A 20,070-nucleotide genomic window follows, 5' to 3' on the forward strand; every position below is an offset into this window, starting at 1 on the left:
CCCGCCGTTCATGCCGGCGACGCACCTCGGGCACGTCGCAGGGTGTCGGAAGGCAACTCTGCAAATTGACGCTTGTAGTCGGCGGAGAAGTGGCCGAAATGCCAGAAGCCCCAGCGTGCGGCGACATCATAGATGCTTATGAAGGGATCGCGGACGCTGCGCAACTCTCGCCGCACCGCGTTCAGCCGGACAGCCTTGACGTAGCGGGCCGGGCTCATCCCGAGCACGTCCTGGAAGCAATAGCCCAGCTTGCGGGCGCTGGCACCAATCCTGTTGCACACCTCCAGCAGCGTCGGTGGCTCTTCGGGGTTGGCGAGCATCAGCTCGCAGGCTCGATCGACGAGGCGCTTTTGTGCGTAGGCGCCGTGAACTTCGTCGGATCGCTCCGCATCGGCCATGGCCTGGACGAGATGCAATATGAGACCGTCGCGAATGTCCCGCTGCACGATGGGGTCGTGAAAGGTGGCCGGTCTGTCGATCGCCAACTCGACGACCGACATCAGCATGGTGCGAAATGAGGGCAGCGACGTCTGGGGTGCTTTGATGTCGGGCAACGAGCCGGCGTCGAGCACGCGGCTCAGTTCCGGCATCGACGAGGCTGCGCTACGCACAAGGTCTGCGTCGATGACCAGGCCGGCGAGCGTGCAGTTTGCCGGTGTGCAGACGTCGAGCTCGGCCGAGTGGACCGCGATCAGCGAGCCGGTGCCGCCCCGCTTGCCGTTGATACGGATCGCGTCGTCGCCCGAAAGCAGCGTGGCGACCCCCAAAGTGTTCTGACCAAGGTGGCCCCGTTGGCGTACTTGCCGGGTAGTCGTTTCGACAAACACCTGCAGACCCGGCCAACGTATGTCGGTGAAGTTTCCGTCGAAGCGGCCACGGTCCAGTTGGTCATAGTGCAGGTTCCAGTCAATCAACTGCTTGGTATGGGCATCGATGTCGGTTGCCGCGCTGCGGCGAACCCGGACCGGTTCGGCGTGATGAATGGGGCGCATCGGAGCAGTGACAGATGTCATGACACGTCAGCCTTGCAAACCATGGAGTTGAGGGTTCGAGCGGCCGCCGTGCCGTTTGACAACCGAAGGCCAGGCCCGCGCCGGCGGCCACGACATATATTCGCCCGACCGGTCGGTCTATAATAGAAGTTAAGTTTGCGTCAGTGCAAGCATGTCAGCTAAGGGGAAACCCTGTTGCACCTGTTGGCCGATCAGTTCGGCGCACCCTAAGCATGGCCCTCCGTGTGCCAGCTTCGCAAGGGCGGAAACGGTGGGCAAGCGTACCAATCAGCAAAGAGAGGGCCGTGCGGCGCGAAACGGCGGCTCACTAAGTCAGTGTTACAGAACGTCTTTTTAAGTCTGACCGTATCAATCTGCAGCAAAAGGACTACAAGGGCTTCCCCGTTGGCGCAAGACGTCAATTGAGGTCTGTTGTGTGCCGACTGCCGTGCCGCGGTTATGTGGAGGAGGTGAAGGACTGCAGTACTACAAACGGTCATGTTGGGCCGCAGGCCCGGACCCTGATGTAAGACGCGCGCGAGGGTTCCGTTCGATTATCGGGCTTGGCGTCCCCCAACTTTTGCCAGGTATGCCTCGCGCGTGTCCAACCCGCTTCACATCATCGCTGGCAGTGCAAAGTGATCTAGCTGCTCATGAGTTCCGCTTCAACTTTACAAAAGGTGATCGCGCTATCTGCGCTCACGTAAGTGTCGTTGCAGGTTTGAAGGCATCACCGTATTTCAGCACGGCCCAGGCCATTCTCGCGTTCTTGGCTGCAATGGCGATGGACGCGCGCCAGTAGCCGCCGCGCTCTATCAGGTCTCGGACCCAGCGACTATATCGATCCGGCTTGTCGCCCACGTTTGCTATCACCGCGCGAGCCCCCAGTACCAGCAGCGTGCGAAGATAGGAATCTCCCGCTCTGGTGATGCTGCCCAGGCGTTGTTTGCCTCCGCTGCTGTGCTGTCCTGGCGTCAACCCTAGCCAAGCTGCCACCTGGCGACCATTTCTGAAGTCGTGTCCTGCGCCAATGCTGGCGGCCAGCGCACTGGCCGTAGTCGGCCCGATGCCGCGCAACTGCATCAGGCGCTTGCTGCGTTCGTCATCACGCGCAATCTCGCTGATAGCACGATCGTATTCGTCCAGCTTCTCCTCCAGCCTGCCGGCATGGTCCAGCAGGTCTCGAATGCATCGATTCGCCCAGCCAGGTAAGGATTCCAGGTGGATCCCTATCTCCTTGCGCAGTCGCTCCGGCTTTTGCGGCAGTACCACGCCGAATTCGGCCAGCAAGCCGCGCAGGCGGTTGTAAGTCGCGGTACGCTCTTCGACGAATCCCTGTCGGGTTCGATGCAAGCTCAGGGTCGCTTGCTGCTGCTCATCTTTGACTGGCACAAAGCGCATGCTGGGCCGGGTCACCGTCTCACAGATGGCCGCCGCGTCGGCCGCGTCATTTTTGCCGCGTTTGCCGGACATCCGGTAAGGTGCCACCAGTCTCGGCGACATCAGCTTGACCGTGTGACCGTGCTGGCGAAACAACCGCGCCCAATGATGCGCGCCAGAGCAGGCTTCCATGCCGATCAGACAGGGCGGCAACTGCGCAATCAGTGGCACCAGTTGATCGCGTGAGACCTTCGGCTTGACCAGCACAGCCTTGCCGGCTTGGTCGACGCCATGAATGGCAAACACGTTCTTGGCAAGGTCAATTCCAACGGTAACGATAGTCATGGACTTCCCCTTCGCTGGTTGTGTTGCTGCCATCATGGCACTTCGGTGCCACCTGGCGGCTTCCGCCGCAACCTCGGGACGGCGAAGTCCTTTCCATTCGATTACCCCATTGATGGGAACATCGTCGTTGCCCGCGATGGCGCAGTCTCGTCTCGGCGTGCCCTAGTGGGAACGCACGGCGTTGGTGATTGCACCTGCGCACTCGCGAACCATCGGGCCTAGCTTGCCAAGCACCTCATCACGGGTCCAACGGCTGCTCGGCGCCACGACATGTACCGCCGCGATAGCGCGTCCATTCTTGTTGCAAACCGGCGCGCCAACGTTCATATGCCCGAGGTAATACTCCTCAAAATTCATCGAGAATCCGCGCACTCGACCTTCCAGCACGTTGGCAAAGATTTGCTCCGGATCGGTCAGCGTATTCGGCGTCAGCGGCTTTAGCTCCGACTGCTGCAGCAGGGCACGAACCTCTTCATCCGGCAGCCCCGCCAAATAAGCGCGGCCAGCATCTCCCGATATCGGCGTCTTGGATGCGCTGCGAGCTGCCGGCATCGACTTTGCACGGATTGACGACTTTGCCCACGGGTCCACAGTTGCCACCAACGCGGTTCTTGAGAGGAAGGGTGGAAAGGTCGCCTTTATTGCGACCGAAGGTTTTCGCGACATCCTCTTTCTGCAGCGCCACGACCGCAAGCAGATCTACGACCTCTTCTACAAGAAACCGGCGCCACCGGTTAAGTGTCGCGATTGCTTCGAAGCGCGCGAGCGTATACTGGCCGATGGGAGTGTGGAACTCGCATTGGATGAAGAACAATTCCGCGCCGATGTCCTGCCCAAGCTCGAAGCCGGAGCTTTCGACGCTGTGGCCATCTGCCTGCTCAACGCATACCGTAGTCCGGACCACGAACGGCGCCTCGCTGACATGATTCGGTCTGCCCTGCCGGGGGTCGTTATGACGTGCTCCCATCAGGTTGCCTGCGAATTCCGCGAATATGAACGTGCCAGCACCGCGACGCTGTCCGCATTTGTGCAGCCGGTTATCGCGGGTTACCTTGGGCGTTTTACGGAAGCGCTGACTCGTGAAGCGTTTCGTGGTCGCTTTTCGGTGATGCAATCCAACGGGGGGCGGCTGCCTGCTGACGCAATACGCGAGAATGCGATCAGCGCGCTGTTCTCGGGGCCCGCCTCAGGCGTGGTCGGATCTGTACGCCAGGTCATTCGATCCGGCTTCCAGAACGTCATCACCTTCGACATGGGGGGGCACCAGTTCTGATGTGTGTCTGGTCCAAGACGGTAAACCGACCTTGGCTCCGGAATCCGAAATCGACGGGCTACCTGTGCGCACTCCGGTCCTGGACATCATCACGGTGGGCGCCGGCGGCGGAAGCCTGATCTGGATTGACGACGGTGGCATGCTGCGGGTTGGCCCCGAGAGCGCTGGTGCGCAACCGGGACCTGCCTGCTATGGGCGAGGTGGCAACTTGCCTACCATCACTGACGCCCACGTCGTGCTCGGTACGGTTCGTCCCGAAGCCTTCCTCGGCGGTCAAATGAAGCTCGATGTCGCCGCGGCACACCAGGCCTTTGATTCGCTGTCCGCGTATTTCGGCCTTCCGGTAGAGGCGGTCGCTTACAACGCCGTGCGCCTTGCCAACGCCAACATCGTCGCGCCATCCAGCTCGTGTCGACGCAGCGTGGGCGCGATCCCCGAGACCATGTTCTGGTGCCCTTTGGTGGTGCCGGACCGATGCAGGCCGCGCAGATCGCTGAAGAACTTGGCATCGCCACGGTCGTTGCACCGCCCAACCCCGGCGTCACCTCAGCACATGGCTTGCTCGCCTCCGATTTCATCAAGTATGAAACGCTAACTCACCGTGTTCAGGTCGACGACCAGACATGCGGCCAGTTGCGCGCGCTTCGCCGCTATGCAGCAGGACCTGGAAGCACAGTTTCGCCAAATGGCTTTCGATGAGCCACTGGCTTTCAGTTTCACGCTTGAGATGCGCTACGTCGGACAGGCGTTCGAAGTGCCGCTCGAACACGATGCTCCAGCTCTGTCGGCTCTGGACCGTCAGAGCCTCGAGGCTGGCTTCATCGATGCTCACCATCGCATCTATTTCCACAGCGACAAGTCCGGCAGACCGATCGAAGTCGTCGCCCTGCGAGTCGGTGCGACGCTGGCCACGCCGCATTTTTCCGCTGCATCCGGCACAACCAGCAGCCTGCTGGCCGCTCCGGGCGAGCCTGCCCTGTATGACGGCAAAGCATGGGCGCCGTGCCGGCGCCGTACTGTCGCGGGCTTAGTGCTGATGGGACCACAGTGCCGGGACCAGCAGTCCTGGAGGACTACACCACCACCGTTCTCGTGCCGGCAGGCTGGGCAGCCAGCGTCGATTCCCAATCCAACCTGATTCTTTCCAAGGAAGCATGAGCATGCCGGTCAATCCTTTCGACAACGCCATCATCAGCCAAAGCATCCTTGCCGCAGCTCGTGAGATGGGCGTAAAGTTGATCCGTTCCGCCTATTCGATCATCCTGCGTGAGGCCAGCGATGGATCAGCGGCGATCGCGAATGTGCATGGCGATATCGTGGCACAAGCTGAGCTCATCCCCATCCAGCTCGGTCCTATTGGCATCACGCTGAAGCAATGCCTGGAACGTTATTCGGTCGAAATGATCGGCCCGGACGACTTCGTGATCACCAACGACCCATACTCAGGCGGCCAGCACCTGCCTGACGTCTATATCTTCTGTCCGATTTTCTACGGCGGAAAGCTGATCGGGTTCTCTGCCAGTGTCGCCCACCAGATTGACTTCGGCGGCGGCGCACCAGGCCTCGATCCGGGCGCCACCGACATTTATCAGGAAGGGCTGCGCCTGCCCTCCACCCTTTGGTCTCGAACCCGCGACTGGGATGACGGGCCGCTCGAACAACTGGTGCGCGCCAATATCCGTATGCCAGACCTGACTATCGGTGACATGAACGCCATGTTTGCCGCTAACGCAATCGCTGCGGCGCGGCTTGTGCAACTGTGCGAAAAATATGGCGATGGCGCGGTGACCGAGGTCATGGCAGAAATAGTCAACTATTCAAAACGGCGTTTCCGCGCCGCAATTGGCCAATTGCCGGACGGTGTCTATTACGGTGAGGACGTAATCGACGACGACGGGGTGACCGATGAGCCTCTGGTAATCAAAGTCAAGGTCGCCGTGAAGGGTGAGTCTATCGATAATCGACTTCGCAGGCAGCAGCCCGCAGGTTCGACGCAACTTGAATTCGCCATTCTCGTGCACGGTGTCGGCCGCAGTCACCTGTGTCAAGTCTGTGCTGACCTCTCCGGACATTCCTTTCAACGATGGCATCCTGCGCGCGGTTCGGATCACGGCGCCCTACGGTTCGATCCTAAACCCCGGCCCCCCCTTCTCCTGTGCGCGCGCGTCCGGAAGCGAACTATCGAATCTACAACGCCATCATGCGGGCGTTGTCGTCCGTCGCTCCGGAAAAGGTCATCGCGACAGGCTTCGACACCTTGACCGCAACCTGCTTCTCCCTGCAGCGCCATGAGGGCTACAGCGTCTACCTGGAGATCTTCGGCGGCGGCTATGGCGGATCCCAGCACGGCGACGGGTGTGATGCCGTGGACTCCCTGCTGTCGAACTGCGCCAACACGCCGGCTGAAGCTCTGGATATGGAGTACGACTTCTCCGGCTGGAGCGTTACGCACTGGAGCCAGACTCTTTCGGAGCCCGCAAGTACCGCGGCGGTGCCGGCTTCAGCCGCGAGTATTCCGTGCTCAAGGATGGCGTCGTTTTCGCCATCTATGCCGATCGCCATCGCTATGCCCCGCAAGGCTTGTTTGGTGGCAACGACTACAGAAAGGCTCGCTTCGAAATCCATGGTCACGCTCAATCGTGGCGACCGGGTCAAGGTCTACATGGGCGGTGGCGGCGGCTATGGCGATGAGGCCGAGCGCGATCCGGCACACATCAAAGCCGACATCGACGACGGCATGGTCGCAACCGCGCACTGAACCCGCGAATCCACGGAGGAAATCATGAACAAAGGTTTGAGCAACACAATTCGCCTGTCCGCAGTCGCACTGACGGCGATGCTTTCCGCAACCGGGGTGCAGGCTGAGATCTCCGACGGAGCTGTCAGGATCGGCTTGCTTACAGACATGAGCGGCTCATTTTCGCAGTTTTCCGGTCAAGGTTCGGTAGTGGCCGCACAAATGGCCATCGACGACTGCCTCGCCCGGGAATGCAAGGGCATGAAGGTCGAGTTGCTGTCCGCCGACCACCAGAACAAGACGGACATCGCGCTAGCCAAGGCCAGGGAGTGGGCCGATGTCAATAAGGTGGATGCCTATGCAGACATGGTGAACTCCGCAGTGGCGCTGGCGATGCAGAATCTTGCCGTACAGAAGAAGAAAGCAGCCTTGTTCGCCGGCGGTCCCCTTCGCATCTCGAACGAGGACTGCCAGCCAGAATATGCGGTGCAATGGATGTGGGACACCTATTCGCAGACCGCCGCGGCAATCAAAGGCCTGGCCAAGCCCAAACAGGGTTGGTACTTCGGTACTTCATTACGGTCGACTATGCATACGGCAATGCAGCCGTTGCCGAGGCGCGAAAGCAACTCGAGGCAATCGGTGCCTATACCGTAGGCGTAGGCGAATCAAAGCATCCACTAATCTAAAGGACGGAGATTCCTTCTGCAAGAGGGGCACGTCCGCCCCCGGCTTCTGAGGAAGCTTCATTCACGGCGGCTTTACCGGCCGCTGTGGCAAATGCCTGTTCCATGCTAAACAGTCCCGTACGCAGGATATTCTTTGCTGCGTTGGCATCGCGCTCGTGTGAGGTTTGACACACCGGGCAGGTCGACTCCCTGATGCTGAGAGCCTCCTGCCCGGTGGGACCTGTTCGTAATTTGCAGCACGAACAGGTTTGCGTGGAATAGCGTTCATCAACCTCCTCGAACCACACGCCCGCGCTATCGCATTTGTACTGGAGCATGGTGCGGAACGCGCTCCAGCCCGCATCCAACACAGACTTGGCCATGTTGGTCTGGGCGAGCTCAGAGGCGTTCACGTTGCCAATGAAGACGGCACCGTACTGCCGTACGAGTGCCGTGGATTGCTTGTGAAGAAAGTCTTTTCTGCAGTTCTTGATTTTCGCATGCAGAGAAGTGACGCGCTGCTTCTTGCGTGCCCGCTGCGCCTTGCCCAGCGCCTCCTCATACCGACGGTAGAACCGCTGTTCGATTACATGCCCAACGCTTGTCGCGGCGAAGTCCTTCAGCCCCAAGTCGATCCCGACCGACGTGCGGCCTTCCGAGCGCGTAGCGACGGACACCTTGATGGTCACGTTCAGGTACCAGCGCCCACGCGCATCTTCACTGAAGTTGCCGGCCCGCAAGTCGTATCCCGACATACCGTAACTGTCCCACAGGGACAACCAGCGGCCGTTGAAGCGCACCTGGCCGTGCCCATACTTCAGCGCTCCGGTTTTGAACGGAACCCAGCCCAGGCTGCGGCGCGCCGCCGCTGGCGCGCCAACGCAGCTTGACCTTCTTGAACTGCTTTCGGCGACGACAATACTCCTGACCGATCTCCTGCACCGTGTGGCTATGCGGGCCCAGACCCGCCTTTGTCGCGCTGTCGGTGTACTTCTGCAACTCATAGGCCCCGATAAAGCGCCGCTCACGCTCGAACACGCGCGCTGAAAGCTCATTTGCGTAATTCCACACGAAGTTCACCTCCCGTGCCTGCGCGCGAAGCCAGGCAGCATGTTTGTCTTTGATGCGCAAGCGCAGGACGCGAGTGACAGTCGGGGGTATGAGAGGTGGCTAACATTCCGAGTCTAGGACTTGAGTCTAGGACTCGGTTTTAGCCTTCCCCATAGCCGACCCTGCGCCGCTTACCCCGCCCTGAAGAGACGGGGCTTGCGCGGCAGCACTAATGGGTCACATGTTGCATGCTCTGTCTCTCCAGTCTTCGTGTGACCTCCACGACGCGGGAGGACAACATACTCTTGGAGAATCAACGTCTGACATCGGGTAACTTTAATACAATTGTTAATACATTTAAGGCATATAGATATGCATTTTCTTGGGAAGTTTATATAAGCACGCAAATGGTGCATGAGCACCCAATCGCGCCAGAGTTTGAGAAGGGCTGGAAGCGATTTGCGGCGACCAAGTCAGCCTTTGGGAGTCGACGACCCCGTAGTCCTATGTGAGGATCCGAGGGGCATACTGGTACCGAGCAGTTAATCGTGCCGGTATGCCGGTCGATTTCACGCTCAGTCCGAGGCGGGATGTGCCCGGGAACCGCTCACCGCGCCCAATTCGGCTGCAGGCGGGAACACATGCCAGGAGCCGTCGTCGTGCCGGAAAAAGAAAATGGCAAGCGAACCTGTCGGGCACTCGGCCTCAACACAAACATAGCGTCTCTGATTCGAGCGCGTGCGACTGAATTCGATGACTCGGCACGGGATCCCGGTGGTTGGGCCGAACCATTTTTCGACCAACCGACGTAGGGGCCGCCCGCCGGCTTTCGTCATCCTCTCGCTAGTTGCCATCTGAATGTCCGTACACTATGGTCAGCGCCGCTGACGCTTATACTGGTTGGACCTCGCGAAATGAATCCACTGGCATGTACGCGTATGCGTAGACAAGCGCGCGAGTCCGTTCATAGACTTGGGTGCGTTACCTGGCGCCAGAAAAGATGCAAAAATGACAGCAGCCGCGCGCCGCAAGCTGATGCTCGTGCGCGCGATGACTGTCCAGCCCCGGCCCGTGTTATTGGCGCACAGCCGTCGGACTTGGCCCAACGTCTGCCGCGTTATGTACCCCGGCGTGCTTGGCCCGATGGTCTACCGAAGCGGAGCGCTGGTGGTTAATCAGCGCAATCGCAGCAAGCGCGACGATCGCCGGCACCGCCATCGCGAGGAAGTTATGCTGCAGCGGCAGCTTCATTGCCACCAGCACGCCGATGACGATCGGCGCCAGGATCGCGCCGCTTCGCCCCACGCCCGAGGCCCAGCCGATCCCAGTCGAGCGCACCGCCATCGGATAGAACTGCCCGACGTAGGCATATGCAAGAATCTGAGTGCCGATCGTGGTCGCGCCGGCCATGCCGACCAGGAAGTACAGCACGCCAGTGGGAACCTTGTAGCCCAGCAGCGAAATCGACACCGCCGCCAATGCGAAGAACACCATCAGCACGTGCTTGATATGAAAGCGGTCGGCCAGCCAGCCGCCACCGATCGCGCCGATCATGGCGCCGAAGTTTAGTACCAGCACGAAGGTGAGCGCAGAACCGAGGCTGTACCCGGCGCTCGCCATCAGCTTGGCCAGCCATGAGCTCAGCGCATAGACCATGAACAGGCACATGAAGAAGGCAACCCAGAACATGATCGTGCTGAAGCCGCGGCCCTCGTGGAACAGGTGCCGGATCGGCGCATTGTTGGCCTTGTCGACAGCGGGCAACACGAACTCGTCTTCCGCCTGCGGCCGGGAACCGCCTTCGAGCTTCGCCACCGTGCCGCGCAGTTCGTCGAGCCGGCCGGCCTTGATCAGGAACGGCATCGACTCCGGCAGCGAGCGCACGATCAACGGGATCAGCACCACTGGCAGACCCGCCGCGATGAAAACCGATTGCCAGCCATACGACTCGATCAGTCCCTTGCCCAGAACCGCAGCCAGCATGCCGCCCACGGCGTAGCCGCTGAACATCAGCGTGACCATGGTGCTGCGCATGCGCTTGGGCGAGAACTCCGTCATCTGCGCCACCACGTTGGGCATCACCCCGCCGATACCCAGGCCTGCAAGGAAGCGGGTCACACTAAACGTCACCGGATCGCTAGTGAAGCCGGCCGCGGCAGTGAACACGCTGAACAAGCCGACGCAGATGGCGATGGCCTTGCGGCGGCCGATCCGGTCTGCGACGGTTCCAAGGAAGACAGCGCCGATCATCATCCCGAATAGCGCGGAGCTCATCATGAAGCCGGCACTGGTCGGATCGACGCCCATCTCTTTCATGATTGACGGCATCGCGATGCCCGCCACAGCCAAGTCATAGCCGTCGAACACAATAGTCAGTGCACACCAGAAAAGCACCAGGCCATGAAAACCATTGAAGCGGGCATCGTCGGCCAGCTTGTGAACATCAATCTGACGCATTGTTTGTCTCCTTGGCGCTTTACGCACCTATCAGTTGACCCGGCGGGTAGCGTCAGCTAACAGGGTTGTTGGAGTGACGTCTGCCAGTGTCTGGCGACAGCATAGGACCGTGTCTGCAGCACGTCTGTCCCAGTCATTACAATTCGGCCTCGGAGTTTCCCTAGGCAACCCGATGCTTCCCGTGGTCGGAGCGTAGTGACAGGATGAGGAAGGTAGAACGGAACTTCCGCACCCTGGGTTCAATGAGATATGCACGCTGGGTCGGTCTATACGCCTGCCGGCTGCGCATGCATATCGGAGATGCGGCCTTTGCCCACGACCCTTGCGATCAGATCGGCTGCGGCCATTACCTTGCTGAGTTCGACGCCAGTTTCGATTCCCAGGGCGTGCAGCCGCTGTAGCAGTGCTTCCGTCGCCACGTTGCCCGTCGCGCCCCTGGCATAAGGACAGCCGCCAAGCCCCGCCACCGAGGCGTGGAAGATCCGGATGCCGACCTCGAGGCTGGCTTCAACATTCTCCAGTGCATGACCGTAGGTGTCGTGGAAGTGTCCGGAGAGCTGCGCCAGCGGGAACTCAGCCGCAGCGGCGCGCATGACTTCCTTTACCTTTTCGGGCGTGCCTACGCCGATGGTGTCGGCAATATCGATCTCGTCGCAACCCAACTCGCGCATGCGGCGCACCACATCCACCACCGCATCGACGGGGACTTCGCCTTGGTAGGGACAGCCCAGCGCGCACGACACGCTCGCGCGCAGCCGCACGCCGTTCTCCTTCGCCGCGGCGGCTACGGGCGCGAATCGAGCCATCGACTCGGCGATCGAGCAGTTGATGTTCTTCTGCGAGAATGCCTCGCTGGCCGCGCCAAAGATCACCACCTCGTCGGCGCCCGCCGCAAGTGCGCCCTCTATACCCTTCATGTTCGGCGTCAGCGCCGAATACACGGTCCCGGGCCGGCGCCGGATGCCGGCCATCACCTGCGCACCATCGGCCATCTGCGGCACCCATTTGGGCGAGACGAACGATGCCACTTCGATATTGGGGAAACCCGCATCCGTAAGCAGGTCGACCAGGGCAATCTTCACCTCGGTCGGCACTAGCAGCTTCTCGTTCTGCAGGCCGTCGCGTGGACCGACCTCGACGACCTTCACTTTCTCCGCATGCATGTTCTGCCTCCCCGTCTGTCAGGCACCGAACGCCAGCAGTTGCGCGCCCTCGGTCACTTGTTCGCCCACACCGTATAACACCTCGCTGACTACGCCATCGGCCGGAGCGCTGATGGTGTGCTCCATCTTCATCGCTTCCATTACCAGCAGCGGCGCGCCGCGCGTTACCTTGCTGCCAGCCTCAACCATCACGGCAATGACCTTTCCGGGCATTGGCGCAGTCAGCTTGCCGCGCTCACCTTCGGATTCGCCGGCGTGGGCCAACGGGTCGAGCCAGGTCAGCGAGACGTGGCGGCCGGCGTTGAAGACATGGATTTCGTCGCCTTCCGTATGCACCTGCCCGTGCGCGCGGCGCGTCCCCAGGTCGACGCGGATGTCGTCAGCCTGGCTGGTGCAGGTAAAGGGCACGGTCTGGTCGCCGTAGACCAGCGTGCTGCCGCGCTCGTTGCTGCCCAACGTGACATCCAGCACCTGATCGCCGTGGGCAAACTGCAGCGTGCGCGATGCACCGCCGTTCAGCCGCCACGCGCCGCCATGGGTCCACGGCGAATGCTGGTCGGCGGCGTCGATGCGGCGCTCGCGCTTCTCGCGCTCGAGCAGCGCAGCCACAGCCAGCGCGATGAGCTCCATCCCAACCGGCGCCGGCGGCGGGAACAAGACCTTCTCGTTGCGCTCGATCAGCCCGGTGTCGAGGTCCGCCGTGCGGAACGCCTGGGACGACACCAGCCGCTGCAGGAAAGCCACGTTGGTCGACAGCCCCACCACGTGGTAGGCCGCCAGCGCCTGGCGCATGCGCGCCAGCGCCTCGTCGCGGTCCTTGCCCCAGACGATCAGCTTGGCGATCATCGGATCGTAGAACGGGCTGATGGTGTCGCCCTCGCGCACGCCGGCATCGATGCGGATACCCGCCGGGCCGTGCGCATCCTCACCGCGCATGAACTGCACCGCCGGCGGCGTGCGCAGGAAGCGCAGCGTGCCGGTGGACGGCAGGAACTGCTTGTCGGGGTTCTCGGCGTAGATACGCGCTTCCAGCGCATGGCCGTCGATGCGCAGCTGGTCCTGCGTGAGCGGCAGCGCTTCACCGGCGGCGACGCGCAGCTGCCATTCGACCAGGTCCTGCCCGGTGATCATCTCGGTGACGGGGTGCTCCACCTGCAGGCGCGTGTTCATCTCCATGAAGTAGAACGAGCCGTCCTGGTTGGCGATGAACTCGACCGTGCCGGCGCCGACATAGCCGACCGCCTTGGCCGCGGCCACCGCCGCTTCGCCCATGGCACGGCGGCGCTCCTCGGTCATGCCCGGTGCGGGGGCTTCTTCCAGCACCTTCTGGTGGCGGCGCTGCACCGAGCAGTCGCGCTCGAACAGGTAGACACAGTTGCCGTGGGTATCGGCAAACACCTGGATTTCGATATGGCGGGGGCGCGTCAGGTACTTCTCCACCAGCACCTTGTCATCGCCAAAGCTGGCGCTGGCCTCGCGCCTGACCGAGGCCAGCGCGGCCTCGAAGGCATCGCCCGACTCGACCACGCGCATGCCCTTGCCGCCGCCGCCCGCGCTGGCCTTGAGCAGCACCGGGTAGCCGATGCGGTCGGCCTCGCGGCGCAGCAGCGCCGGATCCTGGTCCTCGCCGTGGTAGCCTGGCACCAGCGGCACCGCGGCCTTCTCCATCAGCTGCTTGGCCGCGCTCTTGCTGCCCATCGCGTTGATGGCCGACGCCGGCGGGCCGATAAAGACCAGCCCCGCCGCGGCGCAGGCCTCGGCAAAGGCCTCGTTCTCGGACAGGAAGCCATAGCCCGGGTGGATGGCCTGGGCGCCGGTCTCCTTCGCCATCTCGATGATGTGGTCCGCGCGCAGGTAGCTGTCGCGCGCGGCCGCGCCGCCGATATGCACGGCCTCGTCGCAGAAGGCGACATGGCGTGCGTCGGCGTCGGCATCCGAGTACACCGCGACGGTGCGGATGCCGAGCCGGCGGCAGGTGGCGGCGACGCGGCAGGCGATTTCACCGCGGTTGGCGATCAGGATCTTGTTGAACATGGCTCCTCCTAGTATTTCGACAGGACGACGGCCAGCACACTGACATTCTCTCTGGAGGTTGCCTCAGAATGACGCGAAGCGGTTCTAGCTAAGCATGCGGTCGCAGATAGTACAACTGGTACGGCAAGGCCGCGCAACAACGCCGAATCGTTCTGAGTCGACCTCCTATCCCGCGTAGCCCTCTGCGCGGATATCGAGGCGGGCCAACAGGGCGCGATCGCGGTCGGCCTGCGGGTTGCCGGTGGTCAGCAGCTTTTCGCCGTAAAAAATGGAATTGGCGCCGGCCATGAAGCACAGCGCCTGCAAGGCTTCGTCCATGGCCTCGCGGCCGGCGGACAGGCGCACCATCGCGCGCGGCATGGTGATGCGGGCCACGGAAATGGTGCGGACGAACTCGAACGGATCCAGCGCCTCGGTGCCCGCCAGCGGCGTGCCCTCGACCTGCACCAGGTTGTTGATCGGCACCGACTCCGGATACGGGTCCATGTTGGCCAGCTGCGCGATCAGCCCGGCGCGCGCTTCGCGCGACTCGCCCATGCCGACGATGCCGCCGCAGCAAACGTTGATGCCCGCGTCGCGCACGTGGCCGATGGTGTCCAGGCGGTCCTGGTAGGTGCGCGTGGTGATGATCTTGCCGTAGAACTCGGGCGAGGTATCCAGGTTGTGGTTGTAGTAGTCCAGCCCGGCGTCCTTGAGCTGCTGCGCCTGCTCGGCCTTGAGCATGCCCAGCGTGACGCAGGTCTCCAGGCCCATCGCCTTCACTTCGCGCACCATGTCCATCACCGGCTCCAGGTGGCGGTCCTTGGGGCTGCGCCAGGCGGCGCCCATGCAGAAGCGCGTGGCGCCGTTGGCCTTGGCCGCGCGCGCGGCGTCGAGCACCTCGTCCAGCGCCATCAACTTCTCGGCCTTGACGCCGGCATCGTGGTGCGCGCTCTGCGGGCAGTAGCCGCAATCCTCTTCGCAGCCGCCGGTCTTGATCGACAGCAGCGTCGAGAGCTGCACGGTGTTGGCGTCGAAATTGTCGCGATGCACTTGCTGGGCGCGGAACAGCAGGTCGTTGAACGGCAGCGCGAACAGCGCGGCGACATTGTCGACGCGCCACTTGGTGTCATCGGGCAAGGCGCGCCGGCGCGCCGTCTGGCGCAGCGCTGCTACGGAAATAGCGGTGACCGTCGCAAGAGAATGCATATCTTGGGTCATGATGCGTTGAGCTCCGGATCAGGCGGCGAGACTGAGAGGCGCCGGATGGCGACGGATACTGGCCGCGGCGGCCATTAGCGGTGTGAGGTCAAGCCGGACCGCGGCGTCGGCCGGCTCCAATCCCCACGGCAATTCGCCCAGACATGGCGCGTCCAGCGTGTCGCACAGGGTGGAAATGCTCTCGTCAGGCAGTAGCATGTCCGGGTCGATTCGGTTGGCGATCCATCCGGCCAGCTTCAGGCTGCGAGCGCGGATGGCTTCGGCGGTCAGCATGGTGTGGTTCAGGCAGCCCAGGCGGATGCCCACCACGACGATGACCGGCAAGTTCAGCATCACCGCGAGATCGGCGGTGCTCCAGCGCACCGCACCGGCATCGAGCGGCACGTGGAACCCACCCACTCCCTCCACGACCACGGCATCCGCACGGCGGGCCATTGCATTGAACGCGGCACGAATCGGTGATCGTGTGATACGCACCCTCGTGCGCCGCTGCAAGGTGGGGTGAACACGGCTTTCGCAGCAGGAACGGGCAGGTCTGTTCCAGCGGAACGGAGACGGAACTGGCCGCGCGCAATTGCGCCACGTCGTCGTTGCGCCAGTGGCCGTCGCGCCATTCGCAGCCGCTGGCCACGGGCTTCATGCCGACGGACGACAGGCCACACGCTCGCAAGGCGCGCAACAGTGTCGCGCTGGCATGAGTCTTGCCGATGCCGGTGTCTGTGCCGGTGACGAAACAGTCGAGGCGCTTCATACCTCCGCCTCCTTCCCCGCGATGTCGTGGACAGTTGCGTCCAGCGAGTCGATCAACTGCGCGACCTGGGACTCGGTATGCGCTGCCGACAGCGTGATGCGCAGCCGCGCCGTGCCCACCGGCACCGTGGGCGGACGGATCGCGCCGACGCGGATGCCATCCGCCTCCAGCGTGGCCGACAGCGCCAGCGAGGCGCCGTTGTCGCCGACAATCAGCGGCTGGATCGCGGTCTGGCTCTCGCCCAGCGACCAGCCCGCGCTGGCGGCGAGCCGCGCCAGGCCCTCGCGCAGCAGCGCGATGCAGCGCGCCAATTGCGCGCGCCGTTGCCGGCCTTCCTCGCCTTCGATGATCGCGAGGCTGACCAGCAGCGCGTGCGCCACCGCCGGCGGTGCGGCCGTGGTGTAGATATACGGCCGCGCGGTGTTGACCAGGTGTTCGATGATGGTCTCGTGCGCGGCGACGAAGGCGCCCGCGACGCCGGCGGCCTTGCCCAGCGTGCCGATATAGATGAAGCGTTCGGAGGACAGGCCCAGCGCTTCCAGCACACCGTGGCCCTGCTCGCCCAGCACACCGAAGCCGTGGGCGTCATCGACGATGATCCAGGCGTCATGGCGCTCGGCCAGTTCCAGCAGCTTGCGCAGCGGCGCGACGTTGCCGTCCATGCTGAACACGCTGTCGGTGACGATCAGCTTTCGCGCGCTGGTGCTGGCCGCCAGCAGCGCCTCCAGCGCGTTGGTGTCGCAATGCGGGTAGCGCTGCACGTCGGCGCGCGCCAGGCGGGCGCCGTCGATCAGCGAAGCGTGGTTGAGCGATTCGCAGAACAGGGTCGCACCCTCCGTGCCCAGCGCGGTCAGCACCGCCATATAGGCCATGTAGCCGGTGCAGAAGTACAGCGTGCGCGCGTGCGGGATATGCGGCGTGAACCAGCGCGCGAGCTCCTCCTCCAGCTGCGCATGTGCCAGCGAGTGGCCGCTGACCAGGTGCGAGGCGCCGCTGCCGGCGCCGTAGCGATGCGCGCCTTCGGCCAGCGCGGCGACCACCGCCGGGTGATTGGCCAGGCCGAGGTAGTCGTTGCTACAGAAGGTCAGCAGCGAATCGGGCTGCGCGTCATCCGCTTCCCCCACCGACTGGAGCGGCGCGCACGCCGTGTGCGCGATGCGGCGGCGGCGCGTGAGGGCCAGCGCGTGGCGCTGCTCGGCGGCCTGCTTCAGTTGTTCAAGCAGCATGGCGCACCTCCTCGCTCGTGCTCACGTCGTTGAGGGTGGCCAGCATCCGCTCGCCCAGCCAGCGCGCCTGTGCGGCGTCGAAGACATAGGGCGGCATCACGTACAGCGTATTGCCGATCGGCCGCACCAGCAGATCGCGCGCACGCGCGGTGTGGTGGAAGCGCGAAGCAAAGTCGGCACCGGCAACGTCATCGCGCACGTCAGCGGCCCAGATCAGCCCGCGCTGGCGCACGTGCTGCAGGCGCGAGTCCATGGCCAGCGCGGCCATGCCATCGGCCAGCCACTGCGCGCGTTCGCGGTTGCGGGCGATCACGTCGTCCTGCTCGAACAGGTCGAGCGTGGCCAGCGCCGCGCGGCAGGCGAGCGGATTGCCGGTGTACGAATGCGAATGCAGGAAGCTGCGCGCCAGCTCGTCGGCGACGAAGGCGCGCTGGATCTCCGGGCGCGACAGCACCAGCGACAGCGGCAGGTAGCCGCCGCTGATGCCCTTGGACAGACACAGGAAGTCGGGCCACAGGTGCGCGGGCAGCGGCGCTTCTTCTACACGCGACTGCTCCCAGGCGAAGAAGGTGCCGGTGCGGCCGCAGCCGACCGCGATCTCGTCGGCGATCAGGTGCACGCGGTAGCGGTCGCACAGCGCGCGCACGCCATCGAGATACGACGGGTCATGCATGGCCATGCCGGCGGCGCCCTGCACCAGCGGCTCGACGATCAGCGCGGCGACCTGGCCGGCGTGCTCACGCAGCAGTGCTTCCAGTTCCGCCAGCGCACGCGCAGCCACGTCCGCCGCCCACTCGCCGGGCGCTGCCTGGCGGGCATCGGGCGACATCACCACATGGGCGCGGCGGATCAGCGGGTCATAGGCGTCGCGGAAGATTTCCACGTCCGTCACCGCCAGCGCGCCAACGGTCTCGCCGTGGTAGCCGTGGCGCAGGCACACGAACTCGCGCTTGGCCGGCAGGCCGGTGTTGCGCCAGTAGTGGAAGCTCATCTTCAGCGCGATCTCGACCGCCGAGGCGCCGTCCGATGCGTAGAAGACATTGCCAAGGGCGCCGCCGGTCAGCGCCGACAGGCGCTCGGCCAGTTCCACCGCGGGCGCGTGGGTGCAGCCGGCGAGCATCACGTGCTCTAGCGTTTCCAGCTGGCTTGCCAGCGCGGCGTTGATGCGCGGGTTGGCGTGGCCGAACAGGTTGACCCACCAGGAGCTGGTGGCGTCGAAATAGCGGCGGCCGTCGGCATCGTGCAGCCACGGGCCATCACCGCGCACAATCGCCAGCGGCACGGCGTCGTCGTCGGGGCGCAGGCGCGTGCAGGGGTGCCAGACGGCCTGGCGGCTGCGCTGCGCGAGCGTATCCGACACATGCGTGGACGCAGTCTCAGGGGAGTTAGTTGACAGGTATGGCACGGGAACCCTCCCTTGCAAATCCACCGCCATCGATCGCACCTCGGGCTGGTGCGAACGTGCGGCAAAACGAAGGTGAACGCGGGAAATGGCTGGATACTTGTTCAGGCCGCCTTCCACGCGGGCGAGCGCTTCTCGAGGAAGGACCGCACGCCCTCGCGCCCCTCTTCCGAGGCGCGAATCTCTGCGATACGCTCGGCGGTATCGGCGAGCAACCGTTCGTCGATGGCCCGCCCAGCCACGTCCTGCACAAGCCGCTTGCTCTCGCACACGGCATTCGGGCTGTTGCCAACCAGCGCGGCGGTCAACTCGGCCACCTTGGCATCGAGCCCCTCCACCGGCACCACCGCCTGTACGAAGCCCAGTCGCAAGGCTTGGTCTGCGTCGAATCGTTCGGCCGTGATAAAGTAGCGGCGCGCTGCCTGCTCGCCCATGGCACGGATCACGTAGGGGCTGATCGTCGCCGGCAGCAGACCCAGTCGCGCTTCCGACAGGCAGAACTGCGCATGTCCGGCGGCCACCGCGATATCGCAGGCAGCGACCAAGCCCATGCCACCGGCATAGGTGTCGCCCTGGATACGGGCGATTACTGGCCGCGGGCACGACCAGATGGTGTACAGCACGTTGGCGAGCGCCAGCGCATCGGCACGATTCTCTTCGTGCGAATAGCCGGCCATCTTCTTCATCCAGTTCAAGTCGGCGCCAGCGCAGAAAGCCGGGCCGTTGCTGGCCAGCACGATGGCGCGCACGTCATCCGTGCCGCCCAACGCGCGGAACGCGCGAGTCAGCTCCGCGATGACAGTCTCATTGAACGCATTGCGCACGTCGGGCCGGTTCAGCGTGACGGTGGCCACATGGCCGGCGACATTGACGGTCAGGGTGGTGAATTCCATGATTATTACGATCCCTTGGCTACATGCGGAACACGCCGAACTTCATATCGTCGATCGGTGCGTTCAGGCTGGCGGAAAGACCCAGGCCCAGCACGGTGCGGGTCTGCGCCGGGTCGATCACGCCGTCGTCCCACAGCCGCGCGCTGGCGTAATAGGGGTGGCCCTGGTGTTCGTACTGGTCGCGGATCGGTTGCTTGAACGCCTCTTCCTCCTGCGCGCTCCATTTGCCGCCCTTGCCCTCGATGCCGTCGCGGCGCACCGTCGCCAGCACGCTGGCGGCCTGCTCGCCGCCCATCACCGAGATGCGTGCGTTCGGCCACATCCACAGGAAGCGCGGCGAATAGGCGCGCCCGCACATGCCGTAGTTGCCGGCACCGAACGAGCCGCCGATGATCACGGTGAACTTGGGCACCTGCGCGGTCGCGACCGCGGTCACCATCTTGGCGCCGTTGCGGGCAATGCCTTCGTTCTCGTACTTGCGCCCGACCATGAAGCCGGT

18 protein-coding genes and 3 pseudogenes are annotated in these 20,070 nt (G+C 63.5%); 7 read left to right on the plus strand and 14 right to left on the minus strand.

Annotated elements, in window-relative coordinates:
* Positions 1-8 precede the first annotated feature (8 nt).
* The 3 genes from AC1Q7H_RS35160 to AC1Q7H_RS35170 all read right to left on the minus strand — a co-directional run bounded on the left by AC1Q7H_RS35160 (position 9) and on the right by AC1Q7H_RS35170 (position 3,269).
* Positions 9-1,013: a helix-turn-helix domain-containing protein gene (locus AC1Q7H_RS35160; RefSeq protein ID WP_492316606.1), complete on the minus strand. Its 1,005-nt coding sequence runs from the start codon at positions 1,011-1,013 to the stop codon at positions 9-11.
* Positions 1,014-1,691: 678 nt separating this feature from the next.
* Positions 1,692-2,717 carry an IS110 family RNA-guided transposase gene (locus AC1Q7H_RS35165; protein WP_492316607.1) on the minus strand — a complete coding sequence of 342 codons (1,026 nt, stop codon included), beginning with the start codon at positions 2,715-2,717 and terminating at the stop codon, positions 1,692-1,694.
* Positions 2,718-2,879: 162 nt separating this feature from the next.
* Complete coding sequence (locus AC1Q7H_RS35170; protein WP_492316608.1) at positions 2,880-3,269, minus strand: IclR family transcriptional regulator; 390 nt, start codon at positions 3,267-3,269, stop codon at positions 2,880-2,882.
* Between AC1Q7H_RS35170 and AC1Q7H_RS35175 the strand changes: the two genes are divergently transcribed.
* From AC1Q7H_RS35175 to AC1Q7H_RS35205, 7 genes and pseudogenes are all read left to right on the plus strand, one after another.
* A complete protein-coding gene (locus AC1Q7H_RS35175; RefSeq protein WP_492316609.1) occupies positions 3,244-3,990 on the plus strand; it encodes a hydantoinase/oxoprolinase N-terminal domain-containing protein in 747 nt (248 codons plus the stop codon). The genes AC1Q7H_RS35170 and AC1Q7H_RS35175 overlap by 26 nt on opposite strands.
* A pseudogene (locus AC1Q7H_RS35180) lies at positions 3,872-4,689 on the plus strand (hydantoinase/oxoprolinase family protein). The gene AC1Q7H_RS35175 and the pseudogene AC1Q7H_RS35180 overlap by 119 nt, the downstream one beginning before the upstream one ends.
* Positions 4,690-4,983: 294 nt before the next feature.
* On the plus strand, positions 4,984-5,148 hold the full coding sequence (locus AC1Q7H_RS35185) for a hypothetical protein (protein ID WP_492316610.1): 165 nt from the start codon (positions 4,984-4,986) through the stop codon (positions 5,146-5,148).
* 65 nt (positions 5,149-5,213) lie between these two features.
* Positions 5,214-5,885: pseudogene (locus AC1Q7H_RS35190) on the plus strand (hydantoinase B/oxoprolinase family protein); the annotation flags it as partial.
* Positions 5,886-5,934: 49 nt separating this feature from the next.
* The gene (locus AC1Q7H_RS35195) at positions 5,935-6,282 is read left to right on the plus strand and encodes a hydantoinase B/oxoprolinase family protein (protein WP_492316625.1); all 348 of its coding nucleotides are present in this window, start codon (positions 5,935-5,937) and stop codon (positions 6,280-6,282) included.
* Positions 6,188-6,748, plus strand: a complete 561-nt coding sequence (locus tag AC1Q7H_RS35200; protein ID WP_492316626.1) for a hydantoinase B/oxoprolinase family protein — start codon at positions 6,188-6,190, stop codon at positions 6,746-6,748. The genes AC1Q7H_RS35195 and AC1Q7H_RS35200 overlap by 95 nt, the downstream gene beginning before the upstream one ends.
* Before the next feature lie 24 nt (positions 6,749-6,772).
* A complete protein-coding gene (locus AC1Q7H_RS35205; RefSeq protein ID WP_492316611.1) occupies positions 6,773-7,384 on the plus strand; it encodes an ABC transporter substrate-binding protein in 612 nt (203 codons plus the stop codon).
* A 28-nt stretch (positions 7,385-7,412) separates the two neighbouring features.
* Here AC1Q7H_RS35205 and AC1Q7H_RS35210 read toward each other — a convergent pair whose 3' ends face one another.
* From AC1Q7H_RS35210 to AC1Q7H_RS35260, 11 genes and pseudogenes are all read right to left on the minus strand, one after another.
* Positions 7,413-8,150, minus strand: coding sequence for an RNA-guided endonuclease InsQ/TnpB family protein (locus AC1Q7H_RS35210; protein WP_492316612.1), 738 nt, complete (start codon positions 8,148-8,150; stop codon positions 7,413-7,415).
* Entirely contained in the window at positions 8,113-8,526 is a 414-nt protein-coding gene (locus AC1Q7H_RS35215) for a hypothetical protein (protein ID WP_492316613.1), read from the minus strand. Before AC1Q7H_RS35215 ends, AC1Q7H_RS35210 begins: the two co-directional genes overlap by 38 nt.
* A 993-nt stretch (positions 8,527-9,519) precedes the next feature.
* Positions 9,520-10,902, minus strand: coding sequence for an MFS transporter (locus AC1Q7H_RS35220; protein WP_492316627.1), 1,383 nt, complete (start codon positions 10,900-10,902; stop codon positions 9,520-9,522).
* Positions 10,903-11,168: 266 nt separating this feature from the next.
* Positions 11,169-12,065 (minus strand): hydroxymethylglutaryl-CoA lyase, encoded by an 897-nt coding sequence (locus AC1Q7H_RS35225; protein ID WP_492316614.1) that lies wholly within the window; start codon positions 12,063-12,065, stop codon positions 11,169-11,171.
* Positions 12,066-12,083: 18 nt separating this feature from the next.
* Positions 12,084-14,099 (minus strand): acetyl/propionyl/methylcrotonyl-CoA carboxylase subunit alpha, encoded by a 2,016-nt coding sequence (locus tag AC1Q7H_RS35230; protein ID WP_492370399.1) that lies wholly within the window; start codon positions 14,097-14,099, stop codon positions 12,084-12,086.
* A 165-nt stretch (positions 14,100-14,264) separates the two neighbouring features.
* Complete coding sequence (bioB, locus tag AC1Q7H_RS35235) at positions 14,265-15,299, minus strand: biotin synthase BioB (protein WP_492316616.1); 1,035 nt, start codon at positions 15,297-15,299, stop codon at positions 14,265-14,267.
* Positions 15,300-15,317: 18 nt separating this feature from the next.
* Positions 15,318-16,050 (minus strand): annotated as a pseudogene (bioD, locus tag AC1Q7H_RS35240) (dethiobiotin synthase).
* Positions 16,047-17,276 carry an 8-amino-7-oxononanoate synthase gene (gene bioF, locus AC1Q7H_RS35245; RefSeq protein ID WP_492316617.1) on the minus strand — a complete coding sequence of 410 codons (1,230 nt, stop codon included), beginning with the start codon at positions 17,274-17,276 and terminating at the stop codon, positions 16,047-16,049. Before bioF ends, bioD begins: the two are co-directional and overlap by 4 nt.
* On the minus strand, positions 17,266-18,711 hold the full coding sequence (gene bioA, locus AC1Q7H_RS35250; RefSeq protein WP_492316618.1) for an adenosylmethionine--8-amino-7-oxononanoate transaminase: 1,446 nt from the start codon (positions 18,709-18,711) through the stop codon (positions 17,266-17,268). The genes bioF and bioA overlap by 11 nt, the downstream gene beginning before the upstream one ends.
* Before the next feature lie 71 nt (positions 18,712-18,782).
* Positions 18,783-19,571 carry an enoyl-CoA hydratase/isomerase family protein gene (locus AC1Q7H_RS35255; protein WP_492316619.1) on the minus strand — a complete coding sequence of 263 codons (789 nt, stop codon included), beginning with the start codon at positions 19,569-19,571 and terminating at the stop codon, positions 18,783-18,785.
* A gap of 19 nt (positions 19,572-19,590) precedes the next feature.
* The coding region (locus AC1Q7H_RS35260; RefSeq protein WP_492382284.1) for a carboxyl transferase domain-containing protein at positions 19,591-20,070 on the minus strand (480 nt) is incomplete at its 5' end.

The organism is Cupriavidus sp. GW823-FHT06D04 (assembly GCF_058795055.1).